This is a genomic window from Aeromicrobium sp., assembly GCF_036676885.1.
Taxonomy (GTDB): domain Bacteria; phylum Actinomycetota; class Actinomycetes; order Propionibacteriales; family Nocardioidaceae; genus Aeromicrobium.
Genome location: NZ_JAKFCB010000019.1, coordinates 1 through 18,288, shown reverse-complemented (window position 1 = coordinate 18,288; position 18,288 = coordinate 1). Strand labels below are relative to the sequence as shown.

17 protein-coding genes are annotated in these 18,288 nt (G+C 68.2%); 16 read left to right on the top strand and 1 reads right to left on the bottom strand.

What is annotated here, in order from left to right:
- The 14 genes from V6M46_RS01150 to V6M46_RS01085 form a co-directional block, all read left to right on the top strand.
- Positions 1-546: NuoB/complex I 20 kDa subunit family protein (locus V6M46_RS01150; protein WP_332661838.1), on the top strand; the 546-nt coding region annotated here is incomplete at its 5' end.
- Positions 543-1,256: an NADH-quinone oxidoreductase subunit C gene (locus tag V6M46_RS01145; protein ID WP_332661837.1), complete on the top strand. Its 714-nt coding sequence runs from the start codon at positions 543-545 to the stop codon at positions 1,254-1,256. The genes V6M46_RS01150 and V6M46_RS01145, both read left to right, overlap by 4 nt.
- Complete coding sequence (locus V6M46_RS01140; protein WP_332661836.1) at positions 1,253-2,581, top strand: NADH-quinone oxidoreductase subunit D; 1,329 nt, start codon at positions 1,253-1,255, stop codon at positions 2,579-2,581. Before V6M46_RS01145 ends, V6M46_RS01140 begins: the two co-directional genes overlap by 4 nt.
- Positions 2,582-2,630: 49 nt before the next feature.
- Positions 2,631-3,386: an NADH-quinone oxidoreductase subunit NuoE gene (gene nuoE / locus V6M46_RS01135; protein ID WP_332661835.1), complete on the top strand. Its 756-nt coding sequence runs from the start codon at positions 2,631-2,633 to the stop codon at positions 3,384-3,386.
- Complete coding sequence (gene nuoF / locus V6M46_RS01130; protein WP_332661834.1) at positions 3,379-4,692, top strand: NADH-quinone oxidoreductase subunit NuoF; 1,314 nt, start codon at positions 3,379-3,381, stop codon at positions 4,690-4,692. Before nuoE ends, nuoF begins: the two co-directional genes overlap by 8 nt.
- The gene (locus tag V6M46_RS01125) at positions 4,689-7,094 is read left to right on the top strand and encodes an NADH-quinone oxidoreductase subunit G (protein WP_332661833.1); all 2,406 of its coding nucleotides are present in this window, start codon (positions 4,689-4,691) and stop codon (positions 7,092-7,094) included. Before nuoF ends, V6M46_RS01125 begins: the two co-directional genes overlap by 4 nt.
- Positions 7,091-8,326 (top strand): NADH-quinone oxidoreductase subunit NuoH, encoded by a 1,236-nt coding sequence (gene nuoH, locus V6M46_RS01120; RefSeq protein WP_332661832.1) that lies wholly within the window; start codon positions 7,091-7,093, stop codon positions 8,324-8,326. Before V6M46_RS01125 ends, nuoH begins: the two co-directional genes overlap by 4 nt.
- The gene (gene nuoI, locus V6M46_RS01115; RefSeq protein WP_332661831.1) at positions 8,323-8,913 is read left to right on the top strand and encodes an NADH-quinone oxidoreductase subunit NuoI; all 591 of its coding nucleotides are present in this window, start codon (positions 8,323-8,325) and stop codon (positions 8,911-8,913) included. Before nuoH ends, nuoI begins: the two co-directional genes overlap by 4 nt.
- Positions 8,910-9,686, top strand: a complete 777-nt coding sequence (locus V6M46_RS01110; RefSeq protein ID WP_332661830.1) for an NADH-quinone oxidoreductase subunit J — start codon at positions 8,910-8,912, stop codon at positions 9,684-9,686. Before nuoI ends, V6M46_RS01110 begins: the two co-directional genes overlap by 4 nt.
- The gene (gene nuoK / locus V6M46_RS01105) at positions 9,683-9,976 is read left to right on the top strand and encodes an NADH-quinone oxidoreductase subunit NuoK (RefSeq protein ID WP_332661829.1); all 294 of its coding nucleotides are present in this window, start codon (positions 9,683-9,685) and stop codon (positions 9,974-9,976) included. The genes V6M46_RS01110 and nuoK overlap by 4 nt, the downstream gene beginning before the upstream one ends.
- Positions 9,977-9,986: 10 nt before the next feature.
- Positions 9,987-11,864, top strand: a complete 1,878-nt coding sequence (gene nuoL, locus V6M46_RS01100) for an NADH-quinone oxidoreductase subunit L (RefSeq protein WP_332661828.1) — start codon at positions 9,987-9,989, stop codon at positions 11,862-11,864.
- On the top strand, positions 11,861-13,408 hold the full coding sequence (locus tag V6M46_RS01095; protein WP_332661827.1) for an NADH-quinone oxidoreductase subunit M: 1,548 nt from the start codon (positions 11,861-11,863) through the stop codon (positions 13,406-13,408). The genes nuoL and V6M46_RS01095 overlap by 4 nt, the downstream gene beginning before the upstream one ends.
- Positions 13,405-15,030 carry an NADH-quinone oxidoreductase subunit NuoN gene (gene nuoN / locus V6M46_RS01090; protein ID WP_332661826.1) on the top strand — a complete coding sequence of 542 codons (1,626 nt, stop codon included), beginning with the start codon at positions 13,405-13,407 and terminating at the stop codon, positions 15,028-15,030. The genes V6M46_RS01095 and nuoN overlap by 4 nt, the downstream gene beginning before the upstream one ends.
- A gap of 22 nt (positions 15,031-15,052) precedes the next feature.
- The gene (locus V6M46_RS01085; protein WP_332661825.1) at positions 15,053-16,042 is read left to right on the top strand and encodes a polyprenyl synthetase family protein; all 990 of its coding nucleotides are present in this window, start codon (positions 15,053-15,055) and stop codon (positions 16,040-16,042) included.
- Positions 16,043-16,047: 5 nt separating this feature from the next.
- Here V6M46_RS01085 and rarD read toward each other — a convergent pair whose 3' ends face one another.
- Positions 16,048-16,953, bottom strand: coding sequence for an EamA family transporter RarD (gene rarD, locus V6M46_RS01080; RefSeq protein WP_332661824.1), 906 nt, complete (start codon positions 16,951-16,953; stop codon positions 16,048-16,050).
- Positions 16,954-17,059: 106 nt separating this feature from the next.
- Between rarD and V6M46_RS01075 the strand changes: the two genes are divergently transcribed.
- Both V6M46_RS01075 and V6M46_RS01070 read left to right on the top strand, forming a co-directional pair.
- Positions 17,060-17,644, top strand: a complete 585-nt coding sequence (locus tag V6M46_RS01075; protein ID WP_332661823.1) for a class I SAM-dependent methyltransferase — start codon at positions 17,060-17,062, stop codon at positions 17,642-17,644.
- A 39-nt stretch (positions 17,645-17,683) separates the two neighbouring features.
- Positions 17,684-18,288 (top strand): YwaF family protein (locus tag V6M46_RS01070; protein WP_332661822.1); only part of this gene is annotated, 605 nt, incomplete at its 3' end.

The following is an 18,288-nucleotide window of genomic DNA, read 5'->3' as shown; positions in this document are numbered from 1 at the left end:
GAAGAAAAGCTGCCAAGCGGTGTGCTCCTCTCCACCGTCGAGGGGCTCGCCGGCTACATGCGCAAGGCCTCGTTCTGGCCCGCGACATTCGGCCTCGCGTGTTGCGCGATCGAGATGATGACGTTCGGCGCTCCGCGCTTCGACTCCGCCCGCTTCGGCATGGAGGTCTTCCGCCCCTCGCCGCGCCAGGCCGACCTGATGATCGTGGCCGGCCGGGTCAGCAACAAGATGGCGCCGGTGCTGCGGCAGATCTACGACCAGATGGCCGGCCCCAAGTACGTCCTCGCGATGGGCGTGTGCGCGAGCTCGGGCGGCATGTTCAACAACTACGCGATCGTGCAGGGCGTCGACCACATTGTGCCGGTCGACATGTACCTCCCCGGCTGCCCGCCGCGGCCCGAGATGCTGATCGACGCGATCCTCAAGCTGCACGACCAGATCCAGCACGAGAAGCTCGGCGCCAACCGGCTCAACGAGATCAAGCAGGACGAGAAGGTCGCCCTCCTCGCCACGCCGACCTCGGCCATGAAGGGCCTCATGCGATGAGCGACAAGACCCAGGACGGCTCGCACGAGACGCAGGCCGAGCTCGTCAAGAGTGACGCCGTCGAGCTCGAGATCGTCGAGGTCCGCGAAGGAGCCTTCGGCACCCACGGCACCGGCGACACCAGCGGCTTCGGCGGGCTGACCCGGCCGGTCATCATGCCCGGCGCCAGCCAGCGCCCGTACGGCGGCTGGTACGACGACGTCGCCGACCAGCTGGCCACGATCACCGAGCTGGACCAGGCGATCGAGAAGGTCGTCGTCGACCGCGGCGAGATCACGTTCTTCATCCGCCGCCACAAGCTCCTCGAGACCGTGACGCACCTGCGCAACGATCCCCTGCTGCGCTTCGAGTTCTGCTCCAGCGTGAGCGGTGTCCACTTCCCGCACGAGACCGGTCGCGAGCTGCACGTCGTCTATCACCTGCTCTCGATGACCCACAACCGGCGCATCCGCCTCGAGGTCGTCACGCCCGACGACGATCCGCACATCCCGAGCGTCGTCAGCATCTACCCGACCGCCGACTGGCAGGAGCGGGAGACCTGGGACATGTTCGGCATCATCTTCGACGGCCACCCCGCGCTGACCCGCATCCTGATGCCGGACGACTGGCCCGGCCACCCGCAGCGCAAGGACTACCCGCTGGGCGGCATCCCGGTCGAGTACAAGGGCGGCACGATCGCACCGCCGGACCAGCGGAGGAGCTACTCATGACCGCGACCACTGATCCCTACGCGAGCACGACCGACTCCACCGAGGGTCCGGTCTTCACCGTCACTGGCCAGGACTGGGACACGATCGACGCCTCGGCGGTCGAGGGCGACCACCTGGTCATCAACATGGGCCCGCAGCACCCGTCGACCCACGGCGTGCTCCGCCTGATCCTCGAGATCGACGGCGAGACCGTACGCGATGCCCGTGCCGGCGTCGGCTACCTGCACACCGGCATCGAGAAGAACATGGAGTACCGCACCTGGACGCAGGGCGTGACGTTCTGCACCCGGATGGACTACGTCGCCCCGTTCTCCAACGAGGCCGCGTACGTCATGGCGGTCGAGAAGCTGCTCGGCATCGAGGCCCCCGAGAAGGCCCAGGTCATGCGGGTTCTGCTGCTCGAGCTCAACCGGGTGTCGTCGCACCTCGTCGCGCTCGCCACCGGCGGCATGGAGATCGGCGCCCTGACGGTCATGACATGCGGGTTCCGTGACCGTGAGCTGATCCTCGACCTGTTCGAGATGATCACCGGCCTGCGCATGAACCACGCGTTCTTCCGTCCCGGCGGCGTCGCCCAGGACCTGCCGGCCGGCGGCATCGAGAAGCTCCGCTCCACGGTGCGCCTGCTCAAGAAGCGCCTGCCCGAGTACGCCGCGCTCTGCAACGCCAACCCGATCTTCAAGGGCCGGCTCAAGGGCGTCGGCCACCTCGAGCTCGCCGGCTGCCTCGCGCTCGGCCTGACCGGCCCGATCCTCCGGGCCACCGGCTACGACTGGGATCTCCGAAAGAAGCAGCCCTACTGGGGCTACGACACGTACGACTTCGACGTCGTGACCCGCGACGAGCCGGATGCCTACGGCCGGTTCCGCGTGCGACTCGACGAGATGTGGGAGTCCCTCAAGATCGTCGACCAGGCCATCGAGCGCCTCGCCGGCATGGAGGGCCAGCCCGTCATGGTCGCCGACAAGAAGATCGCCTGGCCCTCGCAGCTGAGCGTCGGGTCCGACGGCCAGGGCAACTCCGCCGAGCACATCAAGCACATCATGGGCGAGTCGATGGAAGCGCTGATCCACCACTTCAAGATCGTGACCGAGGGCTTCCGCGTGCCGGCCGGTCAGGCGTACGCGAGCGTCGAGGCCCCCCGCGGCGAGATCGGCTGCCACATCGTCTCCGACGGTGGCACCAGGCCCTATCGCGCGCACTTCCGGGATCCGTCGTTCGTCAACCTGCAGGGCACCTCGGTCATGAGCGAGGGCGGCATGCTGTCCGACGTGATCGTGGCGATCGCCAGCATCGATCCCGTCATGGGTGGGGTGGATCGCTAGTGAGTACGAAGTTGCGAGATCCAAGACCGACCGGGCGAGTGATGGGCCTATGACGCTTTCCGATGTAACGACACGTGAGTTGCGGGAACTGGCTTCGCGGTACCCGCAGTCACGGTCGGCCTTGCTGCCGATGCTCCACCTGATCCAGGCTGCCGAGGGCAATGTCACCAACGAGGGCATCGAGGTCTGTGCCGAGATCCTGGGCATCAGCGCCGCCGAGGTCTCTGGGGTCGCGACGTTCTACACGATGTACAAGCGCCGCCCCATGGGCGAGCACCACGTCGGCGTCTGCACCAACACCCTGTGCGCCGTGATGGGTGGCGACCTGATCTTCGAGCGGCTCAAGGGCCACCTCGACGTCGGCAATGACGAGACGACCGAGGACGGCAAGGTCACCCTCGAGCACATCGAGTGCAACGCTGCCTGTGACTTCGCGCCGGTCATGATGGTCAACTGGGAGTTCTTCGACAACCAGACCCCCGAGTCCGCGGTCGAGGTCGTCGACAAGCTGCGTGCCGGCGAGCCGGTCAAGGCCACCCGTGGCGCGACGATCACGTCGTGGCGCGAGGCCGAGCGGGTGCTCGCGGGATTCGAGGACGGCCTCGCAGACGAGGGACCGGCCGCCGCCGGACCGTCGCTCGCGGGCCTTGAGATCGCCGCCGAACGCGGCTGGTCAGCACCCACACCGGGCGCCGTCAAGGCCAAGCCCACTGACGTCGCGGACACGAAGGTCGAGGCCGTCGAGCAGGCCGACACCTCGCGCGCAGAGTCCGAGACCAAGCAAGAGGAGGGCAAGGATGACTGACACCCTCACCCCGGTGCTCAGCGCCGACTGGGGCACGGATCGCGCATGGACCCTCAAGGCCTACAAGAAGGCCGGTGGCTATGCCGCCCTCGAGACCGCGCTCAAGATGGCGCCCGACGACGTCATCGCGATGGTCAAGGACTCGGGGCTCCGCGGTCGCGGCGGCGCCGGGTTCCCGACCGGCATGAAGTGGAGCTTCATCCCGCAGGACAACCCCAAGCCCAAGTACCTCGTGGTCAATGCCGACGAGTCCGAGCCGGGCACCTGCAAGGACATCCCGCTCATGATGGCGACGCCGCACACCCTGATCGAGGGCGTCATCATCGCGGCCCACGCGATCCGCGCCAAGACCGCGTTCATCTACGTACGCGGCGAGGTCCTCCACGTCGTACGCCGGCTGCGCGCCGCCGCTCGTGAGGCGAAGAAGGCCGGCTACCTCGGCACCGACATCCTCGGCTCGGGTGTCGACGTCGAGCTGATCATCCACGCCGGCGCCGGCGCCTACATCTGCGGCGAGGAGACCGCGCTCCTCGACTCGCTCGAGGGCCGCCGCGGCCAGCCCCGCCTGCGTCCGCCGTTCCCCGCCGTCGAAGGGCTCTACGCCTCCCCGACCGTCGTCAACAACGTCGAGTCGATCGCCTCGGTGCCGTCGATCGTCAAGAACGGCATCGACTGGTTCGGCTCGATGGGCACCGAGAAGTCCAAGGGCTACACGCTCTACTCGCTCTCGGGCCACGTCGCGCGCCCCGGCCAGTACGAAGCGCCGCTCGGCATCACGCTCCGCGAGCTGCTCGACCTCGGCGGCGGCATGCGCCCCGGCAGCGAGCTCAAGTTCTGGACCCCCGGCGGGTCGTCGACGCCGCTCCTGACTGCCGAGCACCTCGACATCCCGCTCGACTACGAGGGAGTCGGCGCGGCCGGGTCGATGCTGGGCACCAAGGCGCTCCAGGTGTTCGACCAGACGACCTCGGTCGTACGCTGCGTGCTCCGCTGGACCGAGTTCTACAAGCACGAGTCGTGCGGCAAGTGCACCCCGTGCCGCGAGGGCACGTGGTGGCTCGTCCAGACCCTGCAGCGCCTCGACGAGGGCCAGGGCAAGGACGGCGACATCGAGCTGCTGCTCGACCTGTGTGACAACATCCTCGGCCGTTCGTTCTGCGCCCTCGGTGACGGTGCGACCAGCCCGATCACCTCGGCGATCCAGTACTTCCGCGAGGAGTTCGAGTCCGGCATGCACACGCCGTCGCGTGAGCTGTTCCCGCCGGCCGCGTCCACCCTGTTCGCCCAGGAGGTGACGGCCTCATGACCGTTGACGAGGTCTCGACAGGCTCAACCGGCGCCGCGCCGGTCGAGCTCGTGACGCTGACGATCGACGATGTCGAGGTCAGCGTTCCCAAGGGCACGCTGGTGATCCGCGCCGCCGAGCTGATCGGCACCGAGATCCCGCGGTTCTGCGACCACCCGCTCCTCGAACCGGTCGGCGCGTGCCGCCAGTGCCTCGTCGAGATCACCGACGCCGGCAACGGCCGCGGGTTCCCCAAGCCGCAGGCGTCCTGCACGATCGAGGTCGCCGCCGGCATGGTCGTCAAGACCCAGGTCACGTCGCCGGTCGCCGAGAAGGCGCAGCGCGGCAACATGGAGTTCCTGCTGATCAACCACCCGCTCGACTGCCCGGTGTGCGACAAGGGCGGCGAGTGCCCGCTGCAGAACCAGTCGATGACGCACGGCCAGGGCGAGAGCCGCTTCACCGAGGTCAAGCGGACGTTCCCCAAGCCCATCAAGGTCTCCGAGCAGGTTCTGCTCGACCGTGAGCGCTGCGTCCTGTGCGCCCGCTGCACCCGGTTCTCCGAGCAGATCGCCGGCGATCCGTTCATCGCGCTGATCGAGCGCGGCGCGCAGCAGCAGGTCGGCATCTACGAGGAGGAGCCGTTCAGCTCCTACTTCTCCGGCAACACGATCCAGATCTGCCCCGTCGGCGCGCTGACCAGCGCCGACTACCGGTTCCGCGCCCGCCCGTTCGACCTGGTCTCGACCCCGTCGATCGCCGAGCACGACTCGAGCGGCTCCGCGATCCGCGTCGACCACCGGCGCGGCCGCGTCATGCGCCGGCTCGCGGGTGACGACCCCGAGGTCAACGAGGAGTGGATCACCGACAAGGACCGCTTCGCGTTCACCTACGCCACGATCGGCGATCGCATCACGACGCCGCTCGTACGCAATCCCGAGACCGAGCTGCTCGAGCCCGCGTCGTGGCCGGCCGCCCTGGCCGCCGCCGCCAAGGGCCTCGCACGTGCCGAGGGCAAGGTCGGCGTCCTGCCCGGCGGTCGCCTGACCGCCGAGGACGCCTTCGCCTACAGCAAGTTCGCCCGCACCGTCCTGCGTACCAACGACATCGACTTCCGGGCCCGCGCGCACTCGGAGGAGGAGGCCCAGTTCCTCGCCTCGCGGGTCGCCACGACGTCGCTGGACGTCACGTTCGCCGACCTCGAGAAGGCGTCGACCGTGGTCCTCGTCGGCTTCGAGCCCGAGGACGAGAACGGCAGCATCTTCCTGCGACTGCGCAAGGCCTCGCGCTCCGGCGTCAAGGTCGTCGCGATCGCGAGCCACGCCACGCGCGGCCTCCGCAAGATGTCCGGCGAGCTCGTCCAGACCGTCCCGGGACACGAGCCGGCCGCACTGGCCGCGCTCGAGCTCGACGGCGACGCGATCCTCCTCGCCGGTGAGCGGCTCGCCTCCGTGCCGGGCGGCTTCAGCGCGCTCGTGGCCGCCGCCGACCAGGCCGGCGCCCGCATCGCCTGGGTCCCACGCCGGGCCGGCGAACGCGGCGCGATCGAGGCCGGCTGCCTGCCGGACCTGCTGCCCGGTGGCCGTCCGCTCGACGATGTCGAAGCGCGTACGGACCTCGCCGCCGCCTGGGGCGTACGCACGGTCCCGGCACGCCGAGGACGCACCACGACCGAGATCTTCGAGGACACCCGGCTCGGGACCGTCCACGCGCTGCTGATCGGCGGCGTCGAGATCGACGACCTGCCCGATCCCGTGGGTGCGCGCCGGGCGCTGACCAAGGCCGACTTCATCGTGAGCCTCGAGGTTCGCGAGAGCGAGGTGACCGAGGTCGCCGACGTCGTCCTGCCGGTCGCCCCGGTCGTCGAGAAGCCCGGCAGCTTCGTCAACTGGGAGGGCCGCGTCCGTACGTTCGACGCCGTGCTCCACGAGCCCAACTCGTTGACCGACATCCGGATCCTGGCCGGCCTCGCCGAGGAGTTGGGCCAGCCGCTCGGCTTCCGTACCGTGGCGCAGGCGCGTGCCGCCATGCACGACGTCGGTGCATGGGATGGCGAGCGTGCCGCCTTCCCGTCCAAGACTTACGAGCAGGCGCCGCAAGCAAGTAAGCGCACCGTGGTCCTCGACACCTGGCGCCTCATGATCGACGACGGGCGCGGCCAGGACGGCCAGCTCGAGTTCAAGGCGACCGCCCGGCCGGCGGTGCTGCGGGCCAGCGAGGCGACGCTCAAGGCGTTCGACGTCGAGCCCGGCGGCCTGGCGACGCTGTCCACCGAGACCGGCAGCGTCAGCTTCCCGACCGAGGTCGCCGACCTGCCCGACGGCGTCGTCTGGGCACCCGCCAACTCCGGTGCCAGCCTGCGGGCGGCCCTGGGCGCGGGCTACGCCGACCACGTGACCCTCAGCGGAGGTGCAGCCTCATGAGCGACATCTTCGGCAACGAGCCGTTCTGGGTGATCCTGCTCAAGTCGGTCCTGATCTTCGTCGTGCTGGTCGTCTACACGCTGTTCAACATCTGGTTCGAGCGCCGCGTCGTCGCCAAGATGCAGCACCGCATCGGCCCCAACGTGCACGGCAAGTTCGGCCTGCTGCAGAGCCTCGCCGACGGCGTCAAGCTCGCGCTCAAGGAGGACATCGTCGTCAAGGCGGCCGACAAGGTCGTCTACATCCTGGCGCCGATCCTCGCGACGATCCCGGCGTTCCTCGCCTGGGCGGTCATCCCGTTCGGGCCCGAGGTCACGATCCCGTTCACCGACCAGAAGACGGTCCTGCAGCTCACGGACCTGCCGGTCGCGGTGCTCTACATCCTCGCGGTCACCTCGATCGGCATCTACGGCATCGTGCTCGCGGGTTGGGCGTCCGGCTCGATCTACGCCCTGCTGGGTGGCCTGCGCTCGAGCGCGCAGATGATCTCGTACGAGGTCGCGATGGGCCTGTCGTTCGTGTCGGTGTTCATGTACGCCGGCTCGATGTCGACGTCCGAGATCGTCTCCGCGCAGACCGACATGTGGTACTTCGTGCCGCTGTTCCCGTCGTTCGTCATCTACGTCATCGCGATGATCGGCGAGACCAACCGGGCGCCGTTCGACCTCCCCGAGGCCGAGGGCGAGCTGGTCGGCGGGTTCCACACCGAGTACTCCTCGCTCAAGTTCGCGCTGTTCTTCCTGGCCGAGTACGTCAACATGGTCACCGTCTCGGCGCTGGCCACGACCCTGTTCCTCGGCGGCTGGCGCGCCCCGTTCGGCCTGTCGCAGGCCTTTGACGGGGCCCTGAACGAGGGCTACTGGCCGCTGCTGTGGTTCTTCGGCAAGACGCTGTGCTTCATCTTCCTGTTCGTCTGGTTGCGCGGCACGCTCCCGCGCATGCGCTACGACCAGTTCATGAGCTTCGGCTGGAAGATCCTGATCCCGGTCTCGCTGGCCTGGATCGTTGCCGTCGCCTTCATCCGCAAGCTCAAGAGCGAGGAGCTGCTGGACCAGCGGACCCTGATGTGGGTCGCGATCGTGGCTGGCGTACTGGTCGTGGCCACGTTCCTGATCCCGGAGAAGAAGGAACCCGAGCCCGAACCGCCGTCGGACGACGAGGAGTTCGACGCGTTCGCCGGCGGCTATCCCGTACCGCCCATCACCGAGCCACCGACCAGGAGCGCGCGATGACGAGCAATCCGATCCGCGAGACACTCTGGGACCCGATCGCCGGATTCGGCGTGACGTTCCGGACGATGTTCCGCAAGACCGTGACCGAGCAGTACCCGTTCGAGAAGGTCCCGACGGCGCCGCGCTTCCATGGCCGCCACCAGCTCAACCGCTGGCCCGACGGCCTCGAGAAGTGCATCGGCTGCGAGCTGTGCGCGTGGGCCTGCCCCGCCGACGCGATCTACGTCGAGGGCGCTTCCAACGTCGACGGCGACCGCTACAGCCCCGGCGAGCGCTACGGCCGCGTCTACCAGATCAACTACCTGCGCTGCATCCTGTGCGGCCTGTGCATCGAGGCGTGCCCGACCCGAGCGCTGACGATGACCAACGAGTACGAGCTGGCCGACAACAACCGCGCCGACCTGATCTACGAGAAGGACGACCTGCTCGCACCGCTGCTGCCCGGCATGGTCGAGCCGCCCCACGAGATGATGATCAGCGACGACCACCAGGACTACTACCGCGGCAAGTCGCTGCCGATCTTCCCGGTCGATGCGGCCGAGACCGCCGAGGTCAACCCTGCAGGCGCACCCGGGGAGGACTCGTGACCGCGTTCTGGTTCCTCGCGCCGATCATGGTGATCGCCGCACTCGGCCTGGTCTTCGCGCGCAAGGCCGTGCACGCCGCCCTCTGCCTGGCGGTCGTCATGATCAGCCTCGCCGTGCTCTACGCCGCCCAGGGTGCGCCGTTCCTGTTCGCCGTGCAGATCATCGTCTACACCGGCGCGATCATGATGCTGTTCCTGTTCGTCCTGATGCTGGTCGGTGTCGACTCCTCCGACGCGGTCAAGGAGACGATCGGCGGCCAGCGCCTCGCCGCCGCGGTCATCGGCCTGACGTTCGGCATCACGGTGGTCCTCGCGGTCGGCCAGACCGTGTCCGGTGTCGTTGTGGGCCTCAAGGCGGCGAACGGCAACGGCAATGCGTACGGACTCAGCGAGCTGCTGTTCGGCAAGTACGTCTTGGCGTTCGAGTTCACCAGCGCGCTGCTGATCACCGCGGCCCTGGGCGCGATGGTGCTGGCCCACAAGGAGCGCCTCACGCGCCCCCACTCGCAGGCCGACATCGCCGCGCGGCGCATGCGGGAGTACGCCGAGTCCGGCCGTCACCCGGGCCCGCTGCCGACTCCTGGAGTCTTCGCCCGCCACAACGCCGTCGACACCCCGGCGCTGCTGCCTGACGGCACTCCGCTCGAGTCCTCGATCTCGTCGAGCCTGGTGGCTCGCGGGCAGGTCCGTGAGGGCTTCGACGACGACATCGACAAGGTCGTCGAGCAGCTCGAGGACGAAGGTCCGGACGACTCGCTCGGAGGGGAAAAGTGAACGAGTACATCACGCTGTCGCTGATCCTGTTCACGATCGGCTCGGTCGGCGTCCTGGTGCGCCGCAACGCGATCGTCGTCTTCATGTGCATCGAGCTCATGCTCAACGCGACCAACCTCGCGTTCGTCAGCTTCTCCCGGCAGCACGGCAACCTCGACGGGCAGGTGGCGGCGTTCTTCGTCATGGTCGTCGCGGCCGCCGAGGTCGTCGTCGGACTGTCGATCATCGTGTCCATCTATCGCACGCGTCGTTCGGCCTCGGTCGACGAGGCGAGCCTGCTGAAGTCCTAGGAGACCAACGATGTTCGATCTCCAGTGGCTGCTGATCGCCATCCCGCTGGCCAGTGGCCTGGGCCTCCTGGTGTGGGGCAAGGAGGGTGACCGCTTCGGTCACCTGATCGGCACGGCCGCGTCCTCGCTGTCCTTCATCTTCGGTGTCGTGCTGTTCGCCGCGCTGCTGGGCAAGGATGCCGAGCACCGGTCCGAGTCGACCGAGCTCTTCACCTGGATCGACGCCGGGTCGTTCCACGTCGACATGGGCTTCACGTTCGACCAGCTGTCGGGCCTGTTCGTCCTGCTCATCACGGGCGTCGGCACGCTGATCCACATCTACTCGATCGGCTACATGGCTCACGACGAGCGTCGCCGCCGGTTCTTCGCGTTCCTCAACATCTTCATCGCGTCGATGCTGGCGCTCGTCCTGGCCTCGGACTACCTCGTCCTGTTCCTCGGCTGGGAGGGCGTCGGCCTGGCGTCCTACCTGCTGATCGGGTTCTGGCAGCACAAGGACTCCGCCTCCGCGGCCGCCAAGAAGGCATTCGTCGTCAACCGCGTCGGCGACCTCGGCATGGCGCTCGGCATCATGCTGATGTTCGCCGAGTTCGGCACCTCGTCGATCTCCGCGGTCAACGGCGCCATCACCGGCGCGTCCGGCACGATCGCGACCACCCTCGGCCTGCTCCTGCTGCTCGGCGCGTGCGGCAAGTCCGCCCAGGTGCCGCTGCAGAGCTGGCTCCTCGACGCGATGGAGGGCCCGACCCCGGTCTCGGCCCTGATCCACGCCGCGACGATGGTCACCGCCGGCGTCTACCTCGTCGTACGCTCCAACGGCATCTTCGACGCCTCCGAGGCGGCCCGCACCGCGGTCATCATCGTCGGGCTCGTCACGCTGCTCGCCGGTGCCTGGATCGGTTGCGCCAAGGACGACATCAAGAAGGCGCTCGCCGGTTCGACCATGAGCCAGATCGGCTACATGATGCTGGCCGCAGGCCTCGGCCCGGCTGGATACGCGTTCGCGATCTTCCACCTCATCACGCACGGCTTCTTCAAGGCCAACATGTTCCTCGGCGCCGGATCGGTCATGCACGGCATGAACGACGACGTCGAGATGCGCCACTACGGCGGCCTGCGTACGTTCATGCCGGTCACGTTCGCGACCTTCGGGATCGGCTACCTCGCGATCATCGGCGTCCCGCCGTTCGCGGGCTTCTGGTCCAAGGACAAGATCATCGAGACCGCCTTCGGCGAGAACTTCTGGGTCGGCATGGGCGCCCTGCTCGGCGCCGGCGTGACGGCGTTCTACATGACCCGCCTGATGATCATGACGTTCCTGTCAGAGAAGCGCTGGCGCGAGGACGTGCACCCGCACGAGTCGCCGCGCGTCATGACGTGGCCGCTCGTCGCACTCGCGGCATTGTCCGCCGTCGGTGGCATCCTGCTGCTGGGCGACTGGATCACCGAGTGGCTCGAGCCGGTCACCGGTCACGCGGAGCACCACGAGCTCGCGATTCCCGCGATCGTCCTGACCCTCATCATCACGGCCGTCGTGGTGGTCGGTGTCGCAGCCGCCGCGTTCTTCTACAGCCGTGAGCCGATCGCCGCCGAGATGCCCGCCGACAGCTCGGTCTCGATCTTCGCTCGTGCCGGCCGCCACGAGCTCTACGGCAACGAGCTCAACGACGCCGTCGTCGTACGCCCGACCCGCCACCTCACCCGGTTCCTGGTGTGGTTCGACGGCAAGGGAGTCGACGGCTTCGTGACCGGTGTGGCCGACCGGCTCGGTGACACCTCACAGTTCCTGCGCAAGCCGCAGACCGGCTACGTCCGTTCGTACGCCCTCACGATGTTCGGCGGCGTTGCCGTCCTCGTCCTTGCCCTCCTGGCGGTGACCCTCGCATGATCCTCTCGATCCTCGCCGCGACTCCGATCGCGGGAGCGCTGATCCTCGCTCTCCTGCCCCGTGAGTCCGCACCACACCACCGGGCCAAGTACGTCGCGCTCGGTGTCGCGCTCATCACGCTCGCCCTGTCGCTCGTCGTCATGGCGAAGTTCGACCAGGACACCGGCGGCTACCAGCTGACCGAGAAGCACGAGTGGATCAAGGTCTTCGGTGCCTACTACTCGGTGGGCGTCAACGGCATCGGCATCACGCTGATCCTGCTGACCACGATCCTCACGCCGATCGTGATCCTCGCGGCGTTCGGCGACCGGCTGCCCGATCCCAAGAACACGAATGCGTACCTCGCCTGGATGCTGGCGGTCGAAGGCCTCGCGATCGGCGCGTTCTCGGCGACCGATGCGTTCTTGTTCTACGTCCTGTTCGAGGCGACGCTGATCCCGCTCTACTTCCTGATCGGCTCGTTCGGCGGGCCCAACCGGTCGTACGCCGCGGTCAAGTTCCTGATCTACAACCTCGTCGGCGGCCTGCTGATGCTGGCCTCGATCGTCGGCCTCTACGTCATCAGCGCCCGTCAGGGTGATGCCTCGTTCCTGCTGAGCGACCTGCAGAACCTCGACTTCAGCACCAACACCGAGCGGCTGCTGTTCCTCGGGTTCATGGCGGCGTTCGCGATCAAGGCGCCGCTGTGGCCGCTGCACACCTGGCTGCCCGACGCGGCCGGCCAGGCGACCCCCGGCACGTCGGTCCTGATGGTCAGCGTCGTCGACAAGATCGGCACGTTCGGCATGGTCACCTGGTGCCTCCAGCTGTTCCCGGAGGCGGCCGACTGGGCCAGCCCGGTCGTCATGGTGCTCGCGGTCATCAGCATCCTCTACGGTGCCCTGCTCGCGGTCGGCCAGGACGACATCCGCCGGCTCATCGCGTTCACCTCGGTGTCGCACTTCGGCTTCATCATCCTCGGCATCTTCGCGTTCACGACGACGTCGCTGGCCGGCTCGACGCTCTACATGTTCAACCACGGCCTGTCGACCGCCGCGCTGTTCCTCGTCACGGGCATGATGATCGCCCGTCGCGGCTCGGCGCGGATCTCCGACTTCGGCGGCGTCCAGAAGATCGCGCCGATCATGTCCGGCGTCCTGCTGCTGGCCGGCCTGTCGAGCCTGTCCCTGCCGGGCCTCGCGCCGTTCATCTCCGAGTTCCTGGTGCTGGCCGGTACGTTCACGCGGTCGATCCCGGCAGCGGCGTTCGCGACCCTCGGCATCGTGCTCGCGGCGCTCTACATCCTGATCATGTACCAACGCGTCATGACCGGACCGCTCAAGCCCGGCAACGAGGGCGTGACCGATCTCGACCACCGCGAGATGGCGTCGCTGACCCCCGCGATCATCCTGATCGTCGGCCTGGGCTTCTTCCCGCAGCCGCTCCTCAACGTCATCAACCCCGCGATCGACGGGGTGATCAGCCACGTCGGCAAGGGCGATCCGTCGCCCAAGACACCCGTGCAGATCGATGACTCAGCCGTGCAGGAAGGAGGCCACAAATGATCGCCACCTACGCATCCGCGACCGACCTCCCTGACATCTCTGCGCCGCACATCGAGTACGCCCTGCTGGCGCCGCTGTTCATCGTTGCCGGCGCCGCGGTGCTCGGCGTCATCGTCGAGGCCTTCTGGCCCCGCAAGACCCGCTTCCTCGTGCAGACCGTGATCGCGGTCGTCGGCATCGTCGCCGCTCTCGCCGACACCGTCTGGGTCTTCGTCGAGGAGCTCGATGTCGTCGAGGGCGCCAGCCTGGCCCGCGGCCAGGTCGCCGCCGAGGGTGCCCTGTCGATCGACGGCCCCGGCGTGTTCGCCTGGGGAATCCTGCTGATCTTCGGGCTCCTGAGCATGCTGCTGTTCGCCGAGCGCCGCCTCGAGGGCGGGCTCAGCCCGTTCACCGGCCGGGCCGCCGACGCGCCCGGCTCGGCCGCCGAGGCCGAGGCGATCAAGAACCGCGTCGAGCACACCGAGGTCTTCCCGCTCGCGCTGTTCGCCCTCTCCGGCATGATGCTGTTCGCGACGTCGAACGACCTGCTGACGATGTTCGTGTCGCTCGAGGTCCTGAGCCTCCCGCTCTACATCCTGTGCGGGCTGGCCCGGCGCCGCCGGCTCCTGAGCCAGGAGGCGGCGCTCAAGTACTTCCTGCTGGGCGCGTTCTCGTCGGTGTTCTTCCTCTACGGCATCGCCCTGACGTACGGCTACGCCGGCAGCTTCAGGCTCTCCGACATCGACCTCGCGATCACCAACCGCACGGGCGGCGAGAACATGCTGCTCGCCGCGACCGCGCTGATGGCGGTCGGCCTGCTGTTCAAGATCGGCGCGGTGCCGTTCCACACCTGGACGCCCGACGTCTACCAAGGCGCCCCGACTGCCGTGACCGCGTTCATGGCGGCCGGCACCAAGGCGGCCGCGTTCCTGGCGCTGCTGCGGGTGTTCTTCGTGGCCTTCGGTGGCACCGAGTGGGACTGGAAGCCGACGATCATTGCGATCGCGATCATCACGATGTTCCTCGGCGCGGTCGTCTCGATCTCGCAGACCGACGTCAAGCGCATGCTGGCCTACTCGTCGATCGCCCATGCAGGCTTCCTGCTGGTGGGCTTCGTCGGCGCCTACGTCGCGACGGGCGACTCGACGCGGGTCACCTCGACCTCGAGCATCCTGTTCTACCTGACGGTCTACGGCGTCTCGTCGATCGGCGCGTTCGCGGTCGTGACCCTCGTACGCGACTCCGGCGGCGAGACGACGCACCTGTCCAGGTGGGCCGGTCTCGGCAAGACGTCGCCGGTGCTCGCGGGCTCGTTCGCGTTGTTCATGCTGTCGTTCGCCGGCATCCCGCTGACGGGTGGCTTCATCGGCAAGTGGACCGTCTTCAGCGCGGCCTGGTCCGGTGGCTTCTGGTGGCTCGTCGTGATCGGCGTCCTCGTGAGCGCGCTGGCCGCGTACTTCTACGTCCGCGTCATCGTCCTGATGTTCTTCACCGACCCGGTCGGCGACGGCCCGACCGTCGCCGTGCCGAGCGTCCTGACCACTGCGGTGCTCGCCGCGGCTGTGATCGTCACGCTGGGACTCGGTATCATTCCGGGACCGGTGCTCGATCTCGCGCAGCATGCGGGCGCCTTCGTGCGCTGATCCGTTCCCCAAGGAGTTCCGCGTGTCCCGTCTGGGTGTCTCGTTCACCGACCCCGCCCTGGAAGCACGCGTCCTGGCGGGGGTCGAACAGGTCGAGAAGCAGCTCGCTGCGGCCGTCGACAGCCCGGAGAAGTTCGTCGCCGAGGCCGCCGCGCACCTGCTCAATGCCGGCGGCAAGCGCTTCCGGCCGCTGCTGGTCATGCTCAGCGCCGAGTTCGGTGAGTCGGCCAACCCCGACGTCGTACGATCCGCGGTCGTCGTCGAGCTGACCCACCTGGCCACGCTCTACCACGACGACGTCATGGACGAGGCCGACAAGCGCCGCGGCGCCCCCAGTGCCAACGCACGCTGGGACAACTCGGTCGCGATCCTCGTCGGCGACTACCTGTTCGCGCAGGCGTCCGACCTCGTCTCCGACCTCGGACCCGAGTCCGTACGCATCCAGGCGCGTACGTTCTCACGCCTCGTGCAGGGCCAGATCCGCGAGACCCTCGGTCCGGCGGAGGGCGACGACGCCCTCGCGCACTACCTCTCGGTGGTCGCGGACAAGACCGGATCGCTGATCGCCACCGCCGCGCTGTTCGGCGCCAAGATGGCCGGGGCGCCCGTCGACGTGCAGGAGACGCTCAGCGAGTTCGGCGAGCGGGTCGGAGCGGCGTTCCAGCTCAGTGACGACATCATCGACATCGCCAGCGAGACCGGCGACTCGGGCAAGACTCCCGGCACCGACCTCCGTGAGGGCGTCCCCACCCTGCCGACGCTCATCGCGCTCCGGTCGACCGACCCCGGCAGCGAGCGCCTGCGGTCGCTGCTGGCCAAGCCGCTGACCGACGATGCCGAGCTCGACGAGGCGCTCACCCTGCTGCGCCCGCACCCCGCGATGGCGGAGGCCCGCTCCTACGTCCAGGCCGAGGCCGATGCCGCGAGCGCCCTGCTCGCCAAGCTGCCCGACGTACCGGCCCGCGCAGCCCTGCAGGCGCTGTGCGACACCGTCGCCACACGCTTGGGCTGACGGCCCTAGATGCAGGCCGGCTCGGGCTCGACACCGCGCCGGCGTCGGCTCGTGACGGCATCGACCGTGAAGATCACGAGGGCGAGCCACACGAGGATGAAGCCGATCCAGCGTTCGGTGGTCATGGTCTCGTCGAAGATCGTCAGCCCGGTGATGAACTGGATGATCGGGCCGAGGTACTGCAGGATGCCGATCGTCGTCAGGGTCAGGCGCGTGGCCGCCGCACCGAACAGCAGGAGCGGGATCGCGGTGACCACTCCCGTACCGACGAGCAGGGTGGCGTTCAGGGGCCCGTCATGGCCGAATGTCAGGTCGCCGCGCACCTGCAGGGCGACCAGGAACGCGACGGCCACGGGAAACAGGATCGCGGTCTCCATCCCGAGTCCCTCGAACGCGCCCAGGTTGGCCTTCTTCTTGAGGAACCCGTATGCCGCGAACGAGAACGCGACCAGGAGCGCGATCCACGGCAGCCGTCCGTAGCCGATCGACAGCACGACGACCGCCACGATGCCGATTCCGACGGCGGCCCATTGCGCCGTTCGCAGGGTCTCCTTCAGCACGAAGACACCGAGCAGCACCGTGACGAGCGGGTTGATGAAGTAGCCCAGCGACGTCTCGACGACGTGCCCGTGGGTGACGCCGTAGATGAAGCCACCCCAGTTGAGCGCGATCGTGACCGACGCGAACGCCAGGATCACCATGAGCCGGCGGTCGCGGGCGATCGCGATGAATGTCGACCACTTGCCCATCGCCGAGATGGACACCAGGACGAAGACCATCGACCAGACGAATCGGTGGGCGAGGACCTCCAGCGAGCTTGCCGGGTCGAGCAGCGGCCAGTAGAGCGGGAAGAATCCCCAGCACAGGTAGGCAGCGGCTCCAAGCGCAACACCGCTCTTGGAGTCGTTCACGAGACGAGAGTACGCCCGTAGTCGCCCGCCTCTCGGCAACCCCGGCGTACCCACGAAAAAATGGCCGGATTTCGCTTACACGTGTCCGGCCCGGCACCATGGCCCCATGACCACACCGCGCTGGTTCACCGACACCGGAGATGGCCACTCCGAGTGGTATGTCGAGCGCTTTCGCACGATGGCCGCGGAAGGGGCTGACCTCGCAGGCGAGGCACGGCTGATCGACGCCATCGCGGCACCGGGCTCCCGCATCCTCGATGCCGGGTGCGGGCCCGGCCGGGTCGGAGCCGTGCTCCATCAACGTGGCCACACGGTGGTCGGCGTCGACGCGGACCCGGTGCTGATCGCCGCGGCGAATGAGGATCACCCGGGCCCGAGGTGGCTGGTCGCCGACCTGGCCGAGCTCGACCTGGACGAGGAACCGTTCGATGTCGCTGTCGTCGCCGGCAACGTCATGGTGTTCGTGGCGCCGGGCACGGAGGCCGAGGTGCTCGCCAGGTTGCGCGCCCACGTGCGTACGGGCGGCCGGATCGTGCTGGGCTTCGCGCTCGACCGTGGCTACGGCATCGAGCGGTTCGACGCGGACATCGCGACCGCGGGCCTCGTGCTCGAGCAGCGCTTCGCGACGTGGGACCTGGTGCCGTTCACCGACGAGGCGGAGTTCGCGGTCACGTTCCTGCGCGTGCCCTGACTACCCGCCGAGAGGCCCGGGATGGGCTAGCGTCGAAGCATGCTCGCCGCTGGGCGCTTCGAGGCGTACGGGCCGTCCCACCTGACGGTCCTGGCGATCTTCGCTGTCGGTGTCGTGCTGATCGTGACGGCGGGCCGGCGGCTGATCGGCACGCCGGCCGAGGAGCCATTCCGTCGGGTGCTCGCGGTCGCCGTCCTGGCCGTCGCGGGTTCCTTGCAGGTCCTGCAGCTCACCCCCGGTGAGTGGAACTGGCAGACGTCGCTGCCACTCCAGCTCTGCGACCTCGGCTGGATGCTCGCGGTGTACGCGCTGTGGACGCGCAACCGGCTCAGCGCGACCATCACCTATCTGTGGGGGATCACGCTCACGACGCAGGGCATCTTCACGCCGGACCTCCACTCGGAGTTCCCCGAGCTGCGCTTCCTGATGTTCTGGGGCATGCACCTGCTCGTCGTGTGGGCGGCCTTGCTCCTCGTGCCCGGCCTCCGGATCCTGCCCACGTGGCGCACCTATCGGCAGACCGTCGCGATCACGCTGGTCTGGGCCGTCAGCGTGTACGTCTTCAACGTCATCGCCGACACCAACTACGGCTACCTCAACCGTCTGCCGAAGAGCTCGTCCCTGCTGGACTACCTCGGCCCGTG

What these genes read in the sequence shown, in the direction of transcription:
- V6M46_RS01145 (WP_332661837.1), top strand. Translation starts at nt 543, where the DNA reads ATGAGCGACAAGACCCAGGACGGCTCGCACGAGACGCAGGCCGAGCTC.
- V6M46_RS01140 (WP_332661836.1), top strand. Translation starts at nt 1,253, where the DNA reads ATGACCGCGACCACTGATCCCTACGCGAGCACGACCGACTCCACCGAG.
- nuoE (WP_332661835.1), top strand. Translation starts at nt 2,631, where the DNA reads ATGACGCTTTCCGATGTAACGACACGTGAGTTGCGGGAACTGGCTTCG.
- nuoF (WP_332661834.1), top strand. Translation starts at nt 3,379, where the DNA reads ATGACTGACACCCTCACCCCGGTGCTCAGCGCCGACTGGGGCACGGAT.
- V6M46_RS01125 (WP_332661833.1), top strand. Translation starts at nt 4,689, where the DNA reads ATGACCGTTGACGAGGTCTCGACAGGCTCAACCGGCGCCGCGCCGGTC.
- nuoH (WP_332661832.1), top strand. Translation starts at nt 7,091, where the DNA reads ATGAGCGACATCTTCGGCAACGAGCCGTTCTGGGTGATCCTGCTCAAG.
- nuoI (WP_332661831.1), top strand. Translation starts at nt 8,323, where the DNA reads ATGACGAGCAATCCGATCCGCGAGACACTCTGGGACCCGATCGCCGGA.
- nuoL (WP_332661828.1), top strand. Translation starts at nt 9,987, where the DNA reads ATGTTCGATCTCCAGTGGCTGCTGATCGCCATCCCGCTGGCCAGTGGC.
- V6M46_RS01095 (WP_332661827.1), top strand. Translation starts at nt 11,861, where the DNA reads ATGATCCTCTCGATCCTCGCCGCGACTCCGATCGCGGGAGCGCTGATC.
- nuoN (WP_332661826.1), top strand. Translation starts at nt 13,405, where the DNA reads ATGATCGCCACCTACGCATCCGCGACCGACCTCCCTGACATCTCTGCG.
- V6M46_RS01075 (WP_332661823.1), top strand. Translation starts at nt 17,060, where the DNA reads ATGACCACACCGCGCTGGTTCACCGACACCGGAGATGGCCACTCCGAG.